The organism is Candidatus Saccharibacteria bacterium oral taxon 488 (genome assembly GCA_013099015.1).
Lineage (GTDB): Bacteria > Patescibacteriota > Saccharimonadia > Saccharimonadales > Saccharimonadaceae > Nanosynbacter.
Map to the genome: position 1 here is coordinate 181,555 of CP039998.1, position 17,577 is coordinate 199,131.

Below are 17,577 nucleotides of genomic sequence, written 5' to 3' on the forward strand. Positions count from 1 at the left end.
ATGATTACCAAAGCTATTATTCCGGTCGCTGGTTGGGGTACGCGGATGCTACCAATTACTAAATCAATTGAAAAATGTATGCTGCCGATTGGCAATCGACCGCTGATTGATTATGTGGTGCAGGACTGCTTGGCGGCCGGCGTGCGTGAGCTGATTTTTGTGGTTGGCGAGCAGAGTTCACAGTTAGAGAGCTATTATCGGAGCAATATTTTGCTCAACGATTATTTGCGGAGCAAGGGCAAGGACGATAAGTTGGCTCTGGTGGCGCCGATCGATGCGAAGCTTCACTTTGTGACGCAGCCGAGCTATGGCAAGTATGGCTCAGCAGTACCGGTAGCCCTGGCGGCTGATTATCTCGAGGATGGTGAGTCGGCGGTGGTGCTGATGGGTGATGACTTTATGTATAATGCTGACGGCTCAAGCGAAGTGGCGCGGCTATTGGCGGCGACGCCAGACGGTCAATGTAGCCTGCTGGCTCAGGAAGTGCCGGGCGATGACATTAGTCGGTACGGGGCGATTGTGATAGACGAGGCTGGTAATTTTGTCGAGATCGTGGAAAAGCCAAAGCCAGAAGAGGCGCCAAGCCACTTTGCGAACATCGGTAAATACGTCCTGACCAAGAAAGTTATCCAGTCCTGCGCCAATGTTGAAATATCGCCGCGTGGTGAGTATGAGTTGACCGATGCGATCAGTAATTATGCTCGGGCCGGCGGTGTCGTCAAGGTTGTACCAGCGGTAGGTATGCATTTGGACGGCGGTAATGTCGAGGGCTGGTTGCACGCAAATAATGTGGTGTGCGGTCGGTCGGGGTCGTGTTCGTGTGAGGTCTGATTGAGCATAACGCCAACTAGCCAGACAGGCAGTTTGGTAATGTTCACATGTAGCAGCTGGTGAATATCAGATTCGTATTAGCAATGCCTTTTCGCGCATATTCTCGTGGACAATTGTTGATACTGGCAAGGGTTGTACGGCGTATGCGGCGACCACGGTGGGATCGTGCTGACGTTGTTAATATTGCCGATAGATAGGGTTTAGGCTGGACTGGGTGCATTACAATCCTGTCATCCAATACCAGCGCAGAGGGTCTGGATGAAGATATTGATAAAGAAGTAATTTAGTGGTATTATATCATCCATGCGTGAGTTGTATGGTTTTTCTATCAAGACTGATACCGTAAGAGGAGTAGTGCCTCGCGACGGCCATGGTAGTGAGATACCGACAGGTTTGAATGCCGGGTATCTAGGTAGTGTTAGTGATCTGGATAAGCGTATGGGTGAAAAAACTATCAATGGTCAATTAATTGCTCGTTTATATCTCGGAGAGGTTGCTGTTGGAGTTGTACAGAAAGGAAATAACCCTCATTCTGCTATCAGTCTGGTGTCCCCTTACCGGTTAGATTCTATCCCGCTACCGCCAAGCCAGACGGTCAGGATCGGAAGGGAGGACTTAGGAATGCCCGAAGGGGCGGATGGCTACCCTCTAAATACAGTCTCGCGATTGTGTAAAGATGGTCATGTGGTGTTTTGTAAAAAAGGTGATGTCATCCATGTGAAAGATGCCGGCTCTCGTAATGGCACCATACAGGAGCTTCCTCACCCAGAGGAAATACGGAACGTTCCATTAACAAATGGGCGGTTACGGTCAGTTGGCGGTTTTGAAAGTGATGTGTCGGAGCGGGCCGTCCATGGTGAGGACGCACATTTGGTGTTACCTGAATATGGAATAACGGCGGTATTTGATGGTATTGGTAGTATAAGGGGCGGCGGAGCGGCAGCCCGTAAGGTAGCCAAACTACTAGAGGAGATGTATCGTAAGTTCAATCCTCAGGAAATTCGTAGCCAAGCTCCTGAGTATGCGAGTATAGAGCTTACTGCCAGTTTGAATGTAATTTCTGATATCATACGGAAAGATCCATCTTTAGGCGAAACCACTGCAAGCGTCGCACAAATGGTGAAGCACGATGGAAAAACGTTTGCTGTATGGGTCAATATCGGTGATTCCCGTATCTATCTGCGACGTGATGGAAAGTGGTATCAGCTAACGAGAGATGATGGTGAGGGTAACGTTTTGGATAAGGCTCTCGGTTATGATCTGATTGATAGAAAGCATCAGTATGGCTCCGTTGAGGTTGGGCGGGGAGACATGATAGTTTGCTGTACAGACGGAATTACCGGTGATTTTGGGACTGACCGGGTGACGCGCTTTGAACTGGAAAAGCGCATACCGGAATCTAGGTTTTCTCCGCAAACGGTTAGCGGGGTGGCGCAGGGGCTTATGGACATTGCTCGCAAGGGGGATGACAGAACGGTCGTGGTGACGCAGGCTATAGCGGGCGAGGATATGTACAAACGACAAATGGTTTGCTGTGATCGAACGGTGTTTCCTGGAGAGAATTGGTTCGGACCGGTGATCTGGCGGGTTTGATTTATCGCAGCATCTCTGGTACAATGAAACAGATTGAAAACTAATTTTTAAGGAACGAAATGAAAGCAGTCGTAAAAATCTCTGGCAAACAATACATTGTCAGCGAAAAAGAGTCCCTCTTGGTGGATCTCCTCCCTGAAGGCACAAAAGAACTCACTCTCGACGCACTTTTAGTGATTGATGGTGATAAAACAAAAGTTGGCACACCAACCGTCAAAGGTGTGGTGGTGAAGGCAAAGGTCGTTGAAGCAGAAGTCAAAGGCGATAAAATCCGCGTCATTCGCTACAAGAGCAAGAAACGTGTCCACAAAGAAACTGGTCATCGCCAGAAGTACACTAGGATTGAAATTACCTCGATCAAATAACTGATGAATTAGCATGCCGCCCCGCGATGAGGGCGGTATTTTTATGGCCGAAACTATGGTACAATGAGGTAAGCAGAAGGGGTATCGATGACGAAGATTATTGCGGTGACAAATCAAAAGGGTGGCGTCGGCAAGACGACGACTTCAATCAATGTGGCGTATTTTTTAGCAAAAGCCGGTAAGCGGACGCTGATCGTTGACTTTGATCCGCAGGGAAATGCCACTAGTGGCCTTGGCATTGATAAGCAAGAGTTGGGCATAACGATGACCGAGGTGGTGACTGGTCAGGCAGCCTTGAATAATATAATTATTCAGACCGACATCAAGAACCTATCGATCGCACCGGCCACGCCGCACCTAGCAAATACCGAGGTTGAACTGGCCCAAGCCGAGGGGCGGTTTGTGCGGCTGCGCCAGGCGCTGGCGAGTCTCGCTGGGTATGATTATGTGATCATCGATAGCCCGCCGAGTTTGAGTCTACTGACCGTGAATGGGCTGATCGCAGCACAGTATGTCTTGCTGCCAGTACAGGCAGAGTTTTATGCACTCGAGGGGCTGGGGCAGTTGATGGAGACGATGAAGTTGGTTCGCAAGGGGCTCAATCCGCATCTACGCTTGCTCGGCGTGGTGACCACTATGGTTGATTCGCGAACGACCCTGTCGAGTCAGGTATATGATGAAATAAAAAAGCATTTTGCTGATACGATTTTTAAGACGACGATTCCGCGTAACATTCGCCTCGCTGAGGCGCCAAGTCATGGCGTGCCGGTTGGCGTGTACGATCGTTTCTCGAAGGGTTCACGGGCTTACCACGCGCTGACCAAAGAAATTATCGAGAGGATTGAAGGATGAAAAAGGGACTTGGGCGGGGATTTGATTCGCTGATACCGACAAATTTGTTTGACGAGGCCTTTGACCCAACGGCTGGTCAAGATGCGACAATGTCGCAATTACGCCAGCTGCCTACCACAGACATTATCCCAGATCCAGACCAGCCGCGGCGGTTCTTTGATGAGGAGGCACTGCGTGAGTTGGCCAATTCAATTGGTCGGCACGGTGTAGTGCAGCCGATCGTCGTGACGCCACGTGGGGCGCAGTTTATGATCGTGGCTGGCGAGCGGCGCTGGCGAGCAGCGCAATTGGCTGGATTAGTAGAGATGCCGAGCATCATTCGCAGTTTAAGCGATCAGCATCGATTAGAAGTGTCGCTGATTGAGAACTTGCAGCGACGTGACCTCAATCCGCTAGAGACGGCGACGGCGTATATGAAACTGCGCGACCAGTTTAATATGACCTTGGAGCAAATCGGTCAACAAGTCGGCGGTAAATCGGTCAGTGCCATTAGTAATACGCTGCGCCTCTTGAAATTACCGAGCGTGGTGCGGACGGCGCTGTTTGAAAATAAGATTTCTGAAGGGCAGGCGCGAACATTAGTGGGGCTACCAGATGACGTGGCAGAGGATTTATTGCAGCAGACGATTGATCAGGGTTGGAGTGTACGCAAGCTTGAGCAGATGATTGCCGCCTGGAAGCGAGCACAGCGGCCGTCGGGCCACGCGCCAGCTCCAAAGCCGGTCGAGCCACTGCATGCCTCGTCAGTAGCGCGCCTGTCGAAAAAACTTCACGCTGACATTACGGTTCGCACTAGTAAACGCGGTGCCGGTCAGATTATCATCCCGTTCAGAGACCGAGCGGATTTTGAGCGGATCCGTGACTTGATTGGCTGATTATTTAAAACCCTCTGATCTGTGTGAAGGGGAAAATGCGGGCGATGACCGGCCCAACAATGTCGTATAGCGGAATGTTGCCCATGCAGTTACGCGAGTCACACGAAAAATTACCCTCACGATTATCACCCATCACGAAAACCGTCCCCTCGGACACCTTGGTGTCGACATCGCCGGAGGTGGGTGACTTTGGTTCGTTTTTGTTGACGGTTGTATCGGGATTAAAGCCGTTCGGATGTTCGCTGTTATAAACGGTGACGACGCCGTTTTTGATGGTGACACGTTCACCCGCGAAAGCAATTACCCGTTTGACGATATATTCATCGTGACCTAGGGTCGGATTGTAATTAGGATTCTTAAAGACAATAATTTGACCGCGCTGGGGGATGTACTGTTTATTTTGCAACTGTTTGATCGTGACTGATAGTCGGTCGACGATCAGGCGGTCGTTAGTGTGCATGGTGTTTTCCATACTCGGCCCCTGCACGCCAAAGCTACGAAAAACAAAGGTATTGATCAAAATCGTTCCGATGATCACTCCGACCACAAAAATAATCAGCCCCAGACTGTCCCTCAGGCGCGGGTGTCGATCGAGAAAGTGAGCATCCATCCGCCTTATTATACATGGTTTGGCGGCGAAAACCAAAAGCTTGATCGATAGAGAAGTGTGCTATAATAAGGAGTAGTGAAAATTTCAAATAGGAATTCGGTCGATGGATTTGTACCGCGGAGGGTTCAGCGGTCTCGTTTGGGTGGTGTGTCGCCGGAGCAGGTAGCCGCTCATCCTCGTCGGGCGGAGCAGTCTACCCCGCAGGTACTTGGACAGCAGCCGGTCCAATTGCCGCGCCAGTCACTGTCACAAGCTGATCGGGTGCGCCTCGCGACTTCGTCAACTGCTGATATTGACGAAGATATCAGCGATTCGCTCAAAGATCTTGACCTCCAAAAGCCCGAAACACCTCGCGAAAAGCGCAAGAAATCGCATAAAAAACGTCGCAAGCTAAAGATTATTATCCTAGTGATCGTAGCGCTGATAATTCTGGTGGGCGGATTTTTGCTGTACAAGGCGTGGGTCAATGCGGGGCGAGTGTTTGGTAGCGGTAATCTGATTGACTTGTTTCAGAATCAACCGCTGAAAATGGATGCACACGGGCGGAGCAATATGCTGATCCTCGGTACGACAGATGATGATCCGGATCATCCGGGTGCGACATTGACTGACTCGATGATGGTGCTCAGTATTGATCAGAAGAAACACGACGCCTATATGTTCAGTATTCCGCGCGACCTATATGTGCAATTTGGGCGGGTTTGTAATTCTGGTAGCGCAGGCAAGATCAATGAGTATTTTGACTGTATTGCCAAGGGTAATGATGAGCAAGCCGAGAGAAAGCGGATGGAGGCCAGTCGCGAGTTTGTTGGCAAGATCTTTGGTATGGACCTCCAGTATGTGGCGCATGTGAATGCTCAAGTGATCAAGGACGCTGTTAACGCAGTTGGCGGCGTGACGGTAAACGTACAGAGTGATGATCCGCGCGGTGTGTTTGACCCAAGTGTTGACTGGATGTGTCGGGAGAAGGGTCTGTCGGCAGAGCAGCGGAAACGACGCTGTCCGACGGGGCACTACATTCATTTCAAGAATGGGCCAAATGAGATGGACGGTGACAAGGCGTTGTATTTCTCGCGAGCACGTGGTGCGCTGGGCGGTTCGTATGGGCTGGATAAGTCGAACTTTGACCGCGAGAAAAACCAACAGTTGGTGCTGATGGCGCTCAAGAACAAGGCGGCCTCGACGGGCACGCTAACTGATCTTGGCAAGGTGACGGCGCTGATGGACGCCATGGGCAAGAACTTACGCACTAACGTTGACGCCAAGGAAGTTCGTACGGTGATGGATGTTGCCTCCAAGATAAAAGATTCTGATATCCACCGCCTCAGCTTTATTGAAAAAAATAATGTCTTGCTCGGTACGAGTAGTGTTGGTGGCGCCAGTGTGGTCGTGCCAACGGCTGGCCAGTTTGATTATTCGCAAATTCGATCGTTTATCAAGGTGGAAATATACGGTGATGCACTCGCTAAGGAAAAGGCGCGCGTCCTGGTGCTCAATGGCAGTGGCGTGGTCGGAGCCGCCAAATCCGAAGCTGATCGCCTAAAGGCGGCATCGCTCAACGTGGTGAGCGTCGGCAATTCACCACAGAAAATTACCGAAAAGTATAAGGTTTATCAGCTGGAGTCAGGCAAGTCTAAGCAGGCTTCTGCCAACAAGATTAAAGAACTGCATGGTGTAACATTAACCGAAGGCAAACCGCCATTCAACCTGCCAGCCGAAGCTGACTTCGTGGTGATAATCGGGCCGTAATTTGGTATAATAGGGTGGCAATGGAGTTTCTGAAAAAAACAGCCAGGCGACGGTCGCTTCTCAGTAATATCGCTTATTACGCGCTCAATCTAGGGATGGTGGCAGTCTTGTTCTGGATGTCGCAGGAAATTCATTATCCGTTGGCGGCGATTGTGTTGGTGCTACTAAGTAAGTGGCGGACATTGTCGGTGCGCCCTAAGTTCTGGCTAACGAATATTCAAGGAAGTCTGGTTGACGTAGTGGTTGGTCTCGGTGTGGTGGCGCTGATGTACGCGCCGCAGGCGACGTTGGAGCTACGAATCGCACTGGCGGTATTTTATGCAGCGTGGCTTGTCGCCATCAAGCCGCTGTCAAAGCGCTGGCAGATGACATTGCAGGCGGGCCTCGCGGTGTTTATCGGTACAGCAGCGCTGTTTGCAGTGTCACATGAATGGCCGGCCGCGGTGGTCGTGTTGGGTGCGCTAATTATTGGCTATGGTACGGCTCGGCATTTTCTATCGACGTTTCGTGAGGAGCAGATCACGGTACTTAGTCTAGCCTGGGGGCTGGTGTTTGCGGAGATTGGCTGGCTGGCGCATTACTGGACGTTTGGCTATGCGCTGCTTGGGGTAAACGCGCTGCAACTACCACAGGCGACGATTATCTTTATACTGCTGTCATTCGTAGCTGAGCGTGTTTATACTTCTTGGCATAAGCATAAAACGATCGTTGTTGCTGAAGTTGCTGGCCCAGCTATCTTGGCGTCGGCACTCATCCTGACTATCTTACTATTCTTTAACTCGGTGACACTATAAATTATAAAATTGGAGTAAACCTATGGAGCAAGAAGCGAATCTAACCAACCAGCCAAAACCGAACCGCCGCAAGAAGATTGCGCTGATAAGTATATGTATCATTGCGGGCATATGGCTGGCGTTTGGTTCAGCGGCATTTGGGTCGTGGTTAACGCTTCAGTTGACGAAGCAATCTCCACAGCCGGTGGCTGATGGCAATCGGGTTATATCACGAGACGAAGCCGATGTTAGCGAGGTGGTGCAGCGTGTTTCTAAAAGCGTAGTCTCAATTGTTACAACCAAAAACGGTCGATCCTTTTCGTATAGTGACGTGCAGCAGGGCGCTGGTACAGGCATTATCATTAGTAAGGACGGCTATATTTTGACAAATAAACATGTTGTCAAGGACGCTGATCGTGTTGAAATTGTGAGCAGTGACGGCACACAATATACTGATGTCAAGTTTGTTGGAGCTGACCCACTCAACGACGTGGCATTTCTCAAGATTAACGGCGTTAATGATCTGCCAGCGGCCACCCTGGGTGACTCAGGTACCGTTCGTGTCGGTCAGAAAGTGATTGCAATCGGCAACTCATTGGGTCGTTACCAAAATACCGTGACGATGGGTATTATCTCGGGCAAGGGTCGGCCAGTTCAGGCGTCTACTAGCGAGCGGAGCGGCGAAGCCGAGAGCTTGACTGATTTGCTCCAGACCGATGCTGCGATCAATCCGGGTAATTCTGGCGGGCCACTTCTCAATATGTCGGGCCAGGTTATCGGTATCAACACAGCGATCGTTTCAGATGCACAAAGCGTAGGTTTTGCGATTCCGATCGGTGCTGCCAAGGGGCTAGTCCGCAGCGTGTTGGCATCTGGTAAGATTCAGAAATCGTATATCGGCGTGCGATATATCGCTATTACGCCTGAAGTGCGTGCCGAGTATAAACTATCCGCCAAAAGCGGCGCCTATGTCGGTGGTTCACGCGACAAATCGGCGGTCGTCGCTGGCGGGCCGGCAGATAAAGCAGGCATCAAGGACGGCGACGTCATTACCAAGGTAAACGACAAGCTAATCGGCGAGCAGGGCGGCCTCGGCAGTCTTATTTCTGAGTTCTTGCCGAGCGAGACAGTAGAGCTGACTATCCTGCGCGACGGCAAGGAACAGAAGGTCAAGCTAACGCTTGGTGCTTACAAAGCGTAGGACGATGATAAAGCCGCGCGTCTCTACCTCGTGAAAGCCGTGGTGCCTTGCTTGATGGAGAATTGCCTGGTGCTGTCGCGGGTCGGCCTCTAGAAAGAGCAGACCGCCCGCTGTTATGTGGCGCGGCGCTTGCTCAATCAGTGTCTCGATCAACCTCAGCCCATTATTCGCTGCGAATAACGCCTCGGCGGGTTCATGGCGCAGCTCTGGCGAAGTCTCCCAGGACTGGTCAACATACGGTAAATTAGCAAAGATATAATCCACCGGTTCAATCTGCCCAGAAAGGAGTGACTGTTGCTGCAGTGTCACTCGTGCATGCAAATTGCTCGCGTTTTTCTCGGCAACTTTTATGGCTCGTGGACTAATGTCAGATAGAATAACCCGCAGGGACGGTCGCTCTAACGCCGCTGTAATGCCGAGGCAGCCCGAACCAGTACCAACATCAATCAGCGTCTTTGGCGCGATTTCACCGGCTGTCAGCGCCAAGAACAGGGTAATCATCTCCTCCGACTCCGGCCGCGGCACCAAGACGGCCGGCGAAACGGTAAATTTCCGTCCGTAAAATTCCTTACAGCCCAAAATATATGCCAGCGGCACTCGGTCAAGGCGCAGGCTCAGCCTAGCCTCGGCGATGTCAACCCGTCGCGGATCAATCTCCTCATCCAGGTGTGCGTGAAGGTGCGTCCGGTTTTTCCGTAAAGTGTTAGCTAATATCAGCTCGGCGTCCAACCGCGCCGATGTGATGCCGATAGCTTTTAACTGTCTGGCGGCATTCTTTAGCCAGGATGATATTGTTGACTTTCCTTGCATTATATGCTAAATTGTACACCATTGAAGAGGAATTTCATAGCTAGCGTGGTTATTAGAGAGTACGGAAAGGATTGAGATATATGAGTAAGCGTGTGAACAAATTGGGAGTAGATTTTCCTTCTTGTGAAGGCTTGGTGAGTATTGACCACGATTTTCCAACGATCCAGTTTGATCACAAGTTGGTTGCCGGGCTGATACCTGGTGAAGTTGTTGACGTTTCTGAAGAAAGCCTAAAAAAATATCTCAGGTATGCTGAAATACCGGAAGATCACTGGGGCGATTTATCGCTGACTGTCACTGGTGCGAAAAATTCCTTATACTTGAAGAGCAAGGAGCTAGGACATGTGGAAAACGATGATGGTGGTAAGAAATTCAATATGGTCGTAGGGATCGACTATTGCTGCAATTCTGATACTACGTTACAGAATGAATTGTGTTACGTTAAGGATAGAATAGACGGAAGACTTGACCTACACAAGAAAAATTCATTGTACGGGCTGGGGGGTTTAGTTTCCAGAGAAAGATTCTGTAAGCAGGCTATTATAGCTCATGCTTTGGGTGCTCTTGCGTATGCATGTGGTATGCACTTTAATATTGAAGAAGTAAAAGAAGGTGTAATTTATACTTTGGCTACAGCTGATACTTTGGCTGCAGCGTCCTTAGGGGCCTATCTAAAGGGGTATCGCCATGATCCAGAAGAAGAGTGTGTCCGTGGGGTGGCAGAAGAGGATGGGTGGTCGCATCATGTATTTAATAGGCGTATAGACGCTACGTCTACGAGTGAGTCGTCAGTATCATTATTTTTATCTCACCCCTGGACCTCGGTGCAAATAGTGAAAGATAATAATAGAGTAGATGCGATGAAGCAAGCAGCTAATCAGCTGGGGCTGTCATGTTATGAGACGATAGACCCAGATGAGATTAAACTACTTATTAATAAACAAGCTAAGAGGGAGTATTTTCAAGATCGACATTTGCAAAAAATCGGGTTAATTCGCAGAAAAGAAGGGTCAAAGAGGTTGACAACTAGAAGAATCACCGATATCCTGATGAAAGATGTGGACGTAGCTCTTCAAGGTGGTGGTGCAGTTGTCGCCGTGGTACCCGACTCCATACGTAGTATTGGGCTGGGAGAGTTTCATAAACGATATGATGACATCAAGCGCGGTTTTGCAGAATAGGGTTTCTTATTAAACTTCCGCATTCTTCGCCTTCAACTCCCGCTCATACCGCTGCAATTGCTCAATCAAATCGTCAATATCCCCGTTCATTGCCGCGGGGATATTGCTGCGGCTGTAGTGAATGCGGTGGTCGGTGATGCGGTCTTGCGGGAAGTTATAGGTGCGGATTTTTTCAGAGCGGTCGCCAGTGCCGACTAGCGAACGCCGTTCAGCGCTTAATTTGGCGTTTTCTTCGTCAATTTTCATCTGCAGCAGCCGCGAACGCAGCACACTCATGGCTTTTTCGCGGTTCTTGATCTGCGACTTCTCGTCTTGGTTGGTAACTATGATGCCAGTTGGCAGGTGAGTAATGCGTACCGCCGAGTCGGTGGTGTTGACGCTCTGGCCGCCATGGCCGCTGGAGCGGTAAATATCTACGCGCAGGTCGTTCGGGTTGATTTCAACATCAGTTTCTTCGGCTTCGGGTAAGACGGCGACAGTGGCGGTGCTGGTATGAATACGGCCTTGACTTTCAGTGACTGGGACGCGTTGGACGCGGTGGACGCCGCCTTCAAATTTCAATTTGGCATATGGCGCGTCGCCCTTGACCATGAAAATGACTTCTTTGTACCCGCTGGAATCGTTAGCGGACTCGCTGATAAGCTCGGTTTTATAGCCATTGGTTTCGCACCAGCGTAGATACATGCGGTACAGCTCCGCCGCAAATAATGAGGCTTCGTCGCCGCCAGCGCCAGCGCGAATCTCGATGATGATGTTTTTCTCATCGTTTGGGTCTTTTGGTGTCAGCAGGATGAATAATTCTTCTTCCAGCTCTGCCAGACGCGCTTCAGTCTCAGTGATTTCAGCTTTCGCTAATTCTGCCAATTCGCCACCATCATTCGCTAATTCTTTGGCGTCACGTAGATTTTGCTCTAACGTTGCTCGCTCTTCGCCCTTGGCAATAAGCGTCTCCAGTTCTGAGAACCGCTTATTTTTACTTGTGAAATCCGGCGAGCCATACGCGTCGGGACGCGCCAAAAAATCACCCAGCGCTGCCCGCTCCGCCTTCAACGCCTCGAGGTCGAGAGAGATTTTTGTCATATGGATTATTATAGCATATTGGTGGGGGGTGGCGGGCTTACTAGTAAAATACCGATAGTATGATAAAATACTTGACAAATAAAGAAAAATAGAGTAATATGTAGACCATTGGTACATCACGTATTGCAGTAGCAAAGATAAGGAAAATAAAAAGTATGGGCAAATTATTACGAGCAACACGACGTATGGTCAATGAAACCTTCGGGACAAACTTTGGGCGGGTTCATGATGTAGATACAGCCTGGGGAGAGGCACTAAAAGAAAATGCAGAACATACACGCCAGCAAGAAGAAAGGAAGTTGGCGAGGGTGGCCCTTCAGGGGCCGCGTATAGCAGAACTGAAAGATGGCTCAGGCCTCCCAGAGACAAAGGTGGGGTCCCCTGAATTTGTCGCTAAGATGTTTACAAATGCCAGTGAGTATATGTCGGGAAGGGACAAAGGCGACAAGTCGACAGAGCAATGGCTACCAGCTATGTACGACCTTCCGTCTCTAGATCAAAATGTGAAGGTAGAGCAAGTTTCGTGCTACGGTGATTTTATTGCGACGAAGCAAGAGGATGGCGGGCAAATTATTGGCATGGTTGAGACACGTGATGTTGGAGGTACTGATTCCGACCCTAGGCGTGTTCGTGTGTCAACCTCTTATGATCCTAGAACGGGTGTGATCAAGGAAGTGCGCCTTACGAATCACTTACAAAGGGAGAAGAGCGGCCGCGAGTATACTGGTGACCATGTGGTTACAAAAACTGATGGTGAAATATGGTGGTTTTCTCCAGATGGTACTGCTGAACATGTTGCTACTGATGAAAATGGAGTGCGGAAACCGGGTACTCTATATCGAGAGGATGTAGGGGAGTTTGCTCATTTATTGAGACTTGAGCACATGATGGAGCACTTTGACCGTAAACTAGAAAAATCTAGAAAGAGTTAGTACAGCATAACTTAAATTCAATCTAATGTAATAAGCTCCGCTTTGGCGGAGCTTATTACGCGATATCAAAAGTATTAATGAGTTAGGGCTATTTCTTAACCTTCTTAGTTTTTACTTTAGACGTCGTTGCTTTCTTCTTCGTGTCGTCTGTTGCGTCATCATCTGCTACCTTGGCGGCTTTTTTGGCGGCAGCCTTCTTGGCTTTGTTTGCTAGGGCTGTCTTGCGAGCCTCGGCGGCTGCTTGGCGCGCCTTGAACCGGTCAACACGACCTTCGGTATCGATGATCTTTTCTTCGCCGGTGAAGAATGGGTGCGAGGCGCTAGAGATGTGCACCTTGACGAGTGGATAAGTTTTGCCATCTTCCCAAACGATGGTATCCGTAGTTTGCGCTGTTGACTGTGTCAAGAACGCGAAGCCCGCTTGATCGTCGCTAAATACGACCGGGCGATAGTTCTGTGGGTGAATACTGCTTTTCATAACCTTGGTATTTTAGCAAAAAAGCACGGGTATTGCAAATACTGCCGTCAGCGTAGTCGCATGATGGAGCTGCCCCCCGCTGTTTGGTAAGGGCTGTTCAACAATTATGCTTGTAAATTATTAAAAAATATTGTTATGTACTTGACAAATCAAGAGAGAGAGAGTATAGTTGACTCCGATATCTAAGAAACCAAGGAGTTATACGACATGGATAAGGGAAAGCAGCCAACGATTTGGGGTAAACACAACTTTAACCGATTAACAGAAGAGGCGTTTCGGCGCAATAAGGAAAAAGAAAAGGCGCAAGTTGTTGGTGAAATACTAGATCACCCGGATGGCTGCGAGAAGAGCAACATAAACATTCTTAGCGATAACCCATTATCGCGTCTTAGTAGGGCGCTTGAAAAGGCCTTTGAAGTGGAGCTATCTCCTAGCGTTTGCGATACTGTTAATGTAAAACTGTTTAGCCCCCACGAACGTGTTGCCGACGATTCTTTTGTTGTGCCAATGGAAGTAAATACTTCAGTTGTGGCGCTTGATGCCTATGGACCTGGTTCCGTTGGGAGAGATGGGCCAAAGGTTGGCTCGATCTTATTGTTTAAAGTAGTGGGAAACCTTATTGAGGAGTCAGCGCCAGATATAACTGCAAAGGACTTAGCGTGGGGTGAAAACTGTGTGTTTGGTGCTTTTGTGGATGGCGACGCAATTAACTATTTTGAGATTGCTCAAACGAGTGGTGATGTCGTTCAGTCAGAATTACGTCGTAACGATCCGACAGAGGAGAATGGTCAATCTGTCGAGATGCAGGTTGTGAAACCGGGGAAGGATCGACTTATTGTTCAAAAGCTCTCTTCTTCAAGCGATGAGGCACTCCAGCTTGAGCAAGAGTTAGACAAGTTCATGGCGTCTCGCCCTGCTCAGTAATCGGTTGCTTTTGGTGTCGACTCGTGTTAAAATGACGGGGTAACTAAATATAACGACACAGCCCGTCGCAGCTCCAAAAGCGGCGGGCGAGGAAAAGGAGTAACCTAATGTCTGTAACAGTAGACATAAAAGCTTTATTTGAAGCTGGTGTTCATTTTGGACACAAAACCAGCCGCTGGCACCCGAAGATGGCGCCGTATATTCATTCAAAACGCCAGGATAGTCATATTATTGATTTGGCAAAGACGGCTGAGGCACTAGAGAAGGCGCTGCCGGAGTTGACGAAAATCGCCGCTAGCGGTAAGAAGGTACTATTTGTCGGTACGAAAAAACAAGCCAAGGACGTGGTACGTCAAGCGGCCGAGAGCATCAACCAGCCGTACGTGGTTGAGCGCTGGATTGGCGGTATGCTGACCAATGGTGCAACAATTGCTCAGCAGATCAAGAAGCTGAAGAGCCTCGAGAAGCGTATGGCCTCGGGTGATCTCGAGAAGCGCTACAACAAGCTAGAGGTGCAGCGTTTTCAAGAAGAAATTGATAACTTGAACTTCAAATATGGTGGCATCAAGAACTTGATGGGTAAGCCAGGCGCCGTGGTCGTGGTTGACGCGTTGACTGACGCGAATGCGGTGCGCGAGGCGGAAGCCCTGGGCATCCCAGTATTTGCCGTGGTTGATACCAATGTTAATCCAACGGGCATCGACTACGTCATTCCGGGCAATGACGATGCGATCAAGAGTATCCAGCAGCTGCTGGACTACTTCACGGCGGCCGTAGCTGAGGGCGCGGGTAGCGTGAAGGCTGAAGAAAAACCAGTGAAAAAAGAGGAGAAATAGGATGGGAGTTTCTGTCGATGACATTAAAAAACTGCGCGAATTAACTGGCGTGGGCTTGACTGATGCAAAGAAGGCGCTGGTCGAGACTGATGGCGATTTTGACAAGGCGCTGGAGGCGATGCGTAAAAAAGGCTTGACCAAGGCTGAGAAAAAAGGCGACCGCGAGGCGCGCGAAGGCTTGATTGAGGGTTATGTGCACTCGGGCCGAATTGGCGTGGTGGTTGAAGTGAACTGTGAGACCGACTTCGTGGCGCGACTGGATGATTTTAAGACGTTGGCGCACGAAATCGCTATGCAGATTGCGGCCATGAGTCCGAAGTATGTTTCTGAGGCGGATATTCCGGCTGAGGAAATGGAGCGGGTTAGGACAGAGCTAATGGCCAGCGAGGCATTGGCAAGCAAGCCTGAAGAAATGCGTGAAAAAATCGTTGAAGGTCAATTGAAAAAGCACTTTGTCGAACAGGTATTGATGAGCCAGGCATACATCTTGGACGATTCTAAGACAGTTGAGCAGCATATTAAGGAAGCGATCGCTAAACTCGGCGAGAACATCGTGGTGCGTCAGTTCAGGCGAATTGAGCTGGGCGTGAGCGAGTAACATCGTTACGCTTTGGCTCAGCATGATAAATCCCGCCAAAATGGCGGGATTTTAGCGTGTTGAGATTATCCGGCAATCATCTCTCTGGTGGCGGGCGTCGGTGGTGGTGACCACGAATTGATGATGTTGGATGGTTTCTTGGAGAAGTTTTTCACGGGTTGCGTCTAGTTCGGAAAAGACATCGTCTAGCAGGATGAGCGGCCGTGATCGGCTAGCTTTTGTTTGCAGTTCCAGCTCGAGCAGTTTGAAAGCCAGCATAATGGTGCGCATTTCGCCGCGCGAGGCGACTTTGATGGCTGGTTGATTATGGAGGAAAATCGCAAAATCTTCGCGGTGCGGGCCGGCCGAGGTGTGGCCTGTGGTGATTTCATAGTCGCGGGCGCGCTGCAGGTGGTCGAGAAGTGCTTGTTCATATTGATCAAGCGACACACTGGCTTGATAGGCGGCCATAAAAGCTGTCTTGCGTCCTGCCAGCGCTGCATATACATTACTCAGCGTCATCTCATGTTTAGCCAGGAACTCAGCGCGGGCTTGGGCGATGTGGGTCGCTAGCTGGACGAACTTAATGTCCCAGGCAAAGAGATGATCACGCCAGTTTTGGGTCGTCTCGTGGGGATGTTTTAGTAGTTCATTGCGCTGGAGCAAGGTTCGATGAAAGGCACGGAGCGTGGCTTCGTATTGAGCATCCAGTCGCGACAGCATACCATCCAGAAAATCCCGCCGCCGCGATGGCGAGGAAGAGATGAGTCGTAGCTCGCTCGGCTCAAACAGAACGACCGGCAGGCGATGTTTACGGGGAAGGAGTTTGCTGCGGCTATCGTTAATCGTAAATTCTTTATTTATCGTGCCGTCAGCCGTGCGGAGAAGTTGGAGGCGCCGAGAGGTGTTATCGGTTTCGAGGTGGATGATGGTTTGCGCTTGGTCGTGCTGCATGCAATCAGTGAGGCTGCCGCGAAAGCTACTGCCGCGGAGGGCGACGTATATCGCTTCGAGCAAGTTTGTCTTGCCGGTACCGTTTGGTCCAATGATGACGGTACCGCCCGGTGCGAGCGTTGTCTCATAGAGGCTGTAGGAGCGAAAATGATATAGTTTAATGTGTGTTATCACTAACGATAATTATATCACGCGGCTTCTGGCGAGGTTAGTTCCGCATATGGATCGGCTACCCGTTGGAGATTTTTTTGGTCTTCTGGATCGATGAGCTCTGGATGAGAGAGAATGCTATGTTTAATGTGGGTTTCATGCAGCGAAAGGGGACGTTGCATATTTCTATATTCGGGCGGTAGGTCTTGCTCGCTGCCACTAGTAATATCGTTTTTGATGACACATTCCCACGTGTCGGGCGCGCTCTCGATGAGCTTGACATGGTGAGTGCCAGTGACGCCCAAGTAATCAATAGGCATTGGCGGAAATTCAATGGTTACTCGTGGTGTTTCGGGGTGCTCCTCCATATACCAGTCTTCTGCACGGCGGATGGTGAATTCTTGTCCCTCGTATCTAACTTTTACGGTCTTGAAGCCGTCGGGGTGTTCCTTATCGGCATCAAGAGTGTTGTCTTTTTCAGCGGCGATCGCGGTAGCCTCACCGAAGAACTGACGACTTTCATCTTGGTCGCCTGGTGTTTTCACGTCGCCAGTAGGCTCGTTGATACCATCCGGGAGATTACCGTAAAGTTTTGCATTATAGTTACCGTTGCGTGCTGCAACTTCCTCAGGACTAAGCGGTGACGCTTCCGTCTCTCCAGTTTGCGTTAGTCGCTCAATATCGTAGGCCATCTTCTAAGTTTTTGTTTAGTTATACGTTAACGTTTTAATTTTAGCATGAATGTTTGGATAAGTCAAGCAGACAACCTTGCCACTAGTCTGTTATAATGGATGACAGATAACGGG

Annotated in this window: 19 protein-coding genes; 13 read left to right on the forward strand and 6 right to left on the reverse strand. The window is 49.8% G+C overall.

The window, feature by feature from the left end; all coding sequences use genetic code 11:
* From FBF29_00940 to FBF29_00960, 5 genes are all read left to right on the forward strand, one after another.
* Nucleotides 1-831: a UTP--glucose-1-phosphate uridylyltransferase gene (locus FBF29_00940; protein ID QJU07268.1), complete on the forward strand. Its 831-nt coding sequence runs from the start codon at nt 1-3 to the stop codon at nt 829-831.
* Nucleotides 832-1,134: 303 nt separating this feature from the next.
* On the forward strand, nt 1,135-2,424 hold the full coding sequence (locus FBF29_00945) for a hypothetical protein (protein ID QJU07269.1): 1,290 nt from the start codon (nt 1,135-1,137) through the stop codon (nt 2,422-2,424).
* Nucleotides 2,425-2,483: 59 nt separating this feature from the next.
* Entirely contained in the window at nt 2,484-2,789 is a 306-nt protein-coding gene (gene rplU / locus FBF29_00950; GenBank protein QJU07270.1) for a 50S ribosomal protein L21, read from the forward strand.
* A gap of 87 nt (nt 2,790-2,876) precedes the next feature.
* On the forward strand, nt 2,877-3,641 hold the full coding sequence (locus FBF29_00955; protein ID QJU07271.1) for a ParA family protein: 765 nt from the start codon (nt 2,877-2,879) through the stop codon (nt 3,639-3,641).
* Nucleotides 3,638-4,516 carry a ParB/RepB/Spo0J family partition protein gene (locus FBF29_00960; protein QJU07272.1) on the forward strand — a complete coding sequence of 293 codons (879 nt, stop codon included), beginning with the start codon at nt 3,638-3,640 and terminating at the stop codon, nt 4,514-4,516. Before FBF29_00955 ends, FBF29_00960 begins: the two co-directional genes overlap by 4 nt.
* A 4-nt stretch (nt 4,517-4,520) precedes the next feature.
* Here FBF29_00960 and lepB read toward each other — a convergent pair whose 3' ends face one another.
* Nucleotides 4,521-5,126, reverse strand: a complete 606-nt coding sequence (gene lepB / locus FBF29_00965; protein QJU07273.1) for a signal peptidase I — start codon at nt 5,124-5,126, stop codon at nt 4,521-4,523.
* A 75-nt stretch (nt 5,127-5,201) separates the two neighbouring features.
* Here lepB and FBF29_00970 point away from each other — a divergent pair, with 75 nt between their 5' ends.
* Genes FBF29_00970 through FBF29_00980 form a run of 3 tightly spaced genes read left to right on the forward strand, consistent with a single transcriptional unit; the run spans nt 5,202 to nt 8,849 of the window.
* Complete coding sequence (locus FBF29_00970) at nt 5,202-6,875, forward strand: LytR family transcriptional regulator (GenBank protein ID QJU07274.1); 1,674 nt, start codon at nt 5,202-5,204, stop codon at nt 6,873-6,875.
* A 20-nt stretch (nt 6,876-6,895) separates the two neighbouring features.
* The gene (locus tag FBF29_00975) at nt 6,896-7,669 is read left to right on the forward strand and encodes a hypothetical protein (protein QJU07275.1); all 774 of its coding nucleotides are present in this window, start codon (nt 6,896-6,898) and stop codon (nt 7,667-7,669) included.
* Between the two features lie 22 nt (nt 7,670-7,691).
* Nucleotides 7,692-8,849 carry a PDZ domain-containing protein gene (locus FBF29_00980; protein QJU07276.1) on the forward strand — a complete coding sequence of 386 codons (1,158 nt, stop codon included), beginning with the start codon at nt 7,692-7,694 and terminating at the stop codon, nt 8,847-8,849.
* On the opposite strand, the gene prmC is transcribed toward FBF29_00980, so the two are convergent.
* Entirely contained in the window at nt 8,823-9,659 is an 837-nt protein-coding gene (gene prmC / locus FBF29_00985) for a peptide chain release factor N(5)-glutamine methyltransferase (GenBank protein ID QJU07277.1), read from the reverse strand. The two genes, FBF29_00980 and prmC, sit on opposite strands and share 27 nt — an antisense overlap.
* Before the next feature lie 80 nt (nt 9,660-9,739).
* On the opposite strand from prmC, the gene FBF29_00990 reads away from it, so the two are divergent.
* Nucleotides 9,740-10,840, forward strand: coding sequence for a hypothetical protein (locus FBF29_00990; protein ID QJU07278.1), 1,101 nt, complete (start codon nt 9,740-9,742; stop codon nt 10,838-10,840).
* Nucleotides 10,841-10,849: 9 nt separating this feature from the next.
* Here the strand turns inward: FBF29_00990 and FBF29_00995 are convergent, their stop codons facing one another.
* Nucleotides 10,850-11,920, reverse strand: coding sequence for a peptide chain release factor 1 (locus FBF29_00995; protein QJU07279.1), 1,071 nt, complete (start codon nt 11,918-11,920; stop codon nt 10,850-10,852).
* Between the two features lie 155 nt (nt 11,921-12,075).
* On the opposite strand from FBF29_00995, the gene FBF29_01000 reads away from it, so the two are divergent.
* Complete coding sequence (locus FBF29_01000) at nt 12,076-12,852, forward strand: hypothetical protein (protein QJU07280.1); 777 nt, start codon at nt 12,076-12,078, stop codon at nt 12,850-12,852.
* A gap of 88 nt (nt 12,853-12,940) precedes the next feature.
* On the opposite strand, the gene FBF29_01005 is transcribed toward FBF29_01000, so the two are convergent.
* Nucleotides 12,941-13,330: a type B 50S ribosomal protein L31 gene (locus tag FBF29_01005; GenBank protein QJU07281.1), complete on the reverse strand. Its 390-nt coding sequence runs from the start codon at nt 13,328-13,330 to the stop codon at nt 12,941-12,943.
* A gap of 207 nt (nt 13,331-13,537) precedes the next feature.
* Here FBF29_01005 and FBF29_01010 point away from each other — a divergent pair, with 207 nt between their 5' ends.
* The 3 genes from FBF29_01010 (at nt 13,538) to tsf (ending at nt 15,688) form a co-directional block, all read left to right on the forward strand.
* Complete coding sequence (locus FBF29_01010) at nt 13,538-14,254, forward strand: hypothetical protein (GenBank protein ID QJU07282.1); 717 nt, start codon at nt 13,538-13,540, stop codon at nt 14,252-14,254.
* A 107-nt stretch (nt 14,255-14,361) separates the two neighbouring features.
* Nucleotides 14,362-15,090 carry a 30S ribosomal protein S2 gene (gene rpsB / locus FBF29_01015; protein ID QJU07283.1) on the forward strand — a complete coding sequence of 243 codons (729 nt, stop codon included), beginning with the start codon at nt 14,362-14,364 and terminating at the stop codon, nt 15,088-15,090.
* Between the two features lies 1 nt (nt 15,091).
* Entirely contained in the window at nt 15,092-15,688 is a 597-nt protein-coding gene (gene tsf, locus FBF29_01020; protein QJU07284.1) for a translation elongation factor Ts, read from the forward strand.
* Nucleotides 15,689-15,739: 51 nt separating this feature from the next.
* On the opposite strand, the gene recF is transcribed toward tsf, so the two are convergent.
* Both recF and FBF29_01030 read right to left on the reverse strand, forming a co-directional pair.
* The gene (recF, locus tag FBF29_01025; protein ID QJU07285.1) at nt 15,740-16,795 is read right to left on the reverse strand and encodes a DNA replication and repair protein RecF; all 1,056 of its coding nucleotides are present in this window, start codon (nt 16,793-16,795) and stop codon (nt 15,740-15,742) included.
* 14 nt (nt 16,796-16,809) lie between these two features.
* Nucleotides 16,810-17,463, reverse strand: a complete 654-nt coding sequence (locus FBF29_01030) for a hypothetical protein (protein ID QJU07286.1) — start codon at nt 17,461-17,463, stop codon at nt 16,810-16,812.
* Between the last annotated feature and the right edge of the window lie 114 nt (nt 17,464-17,577).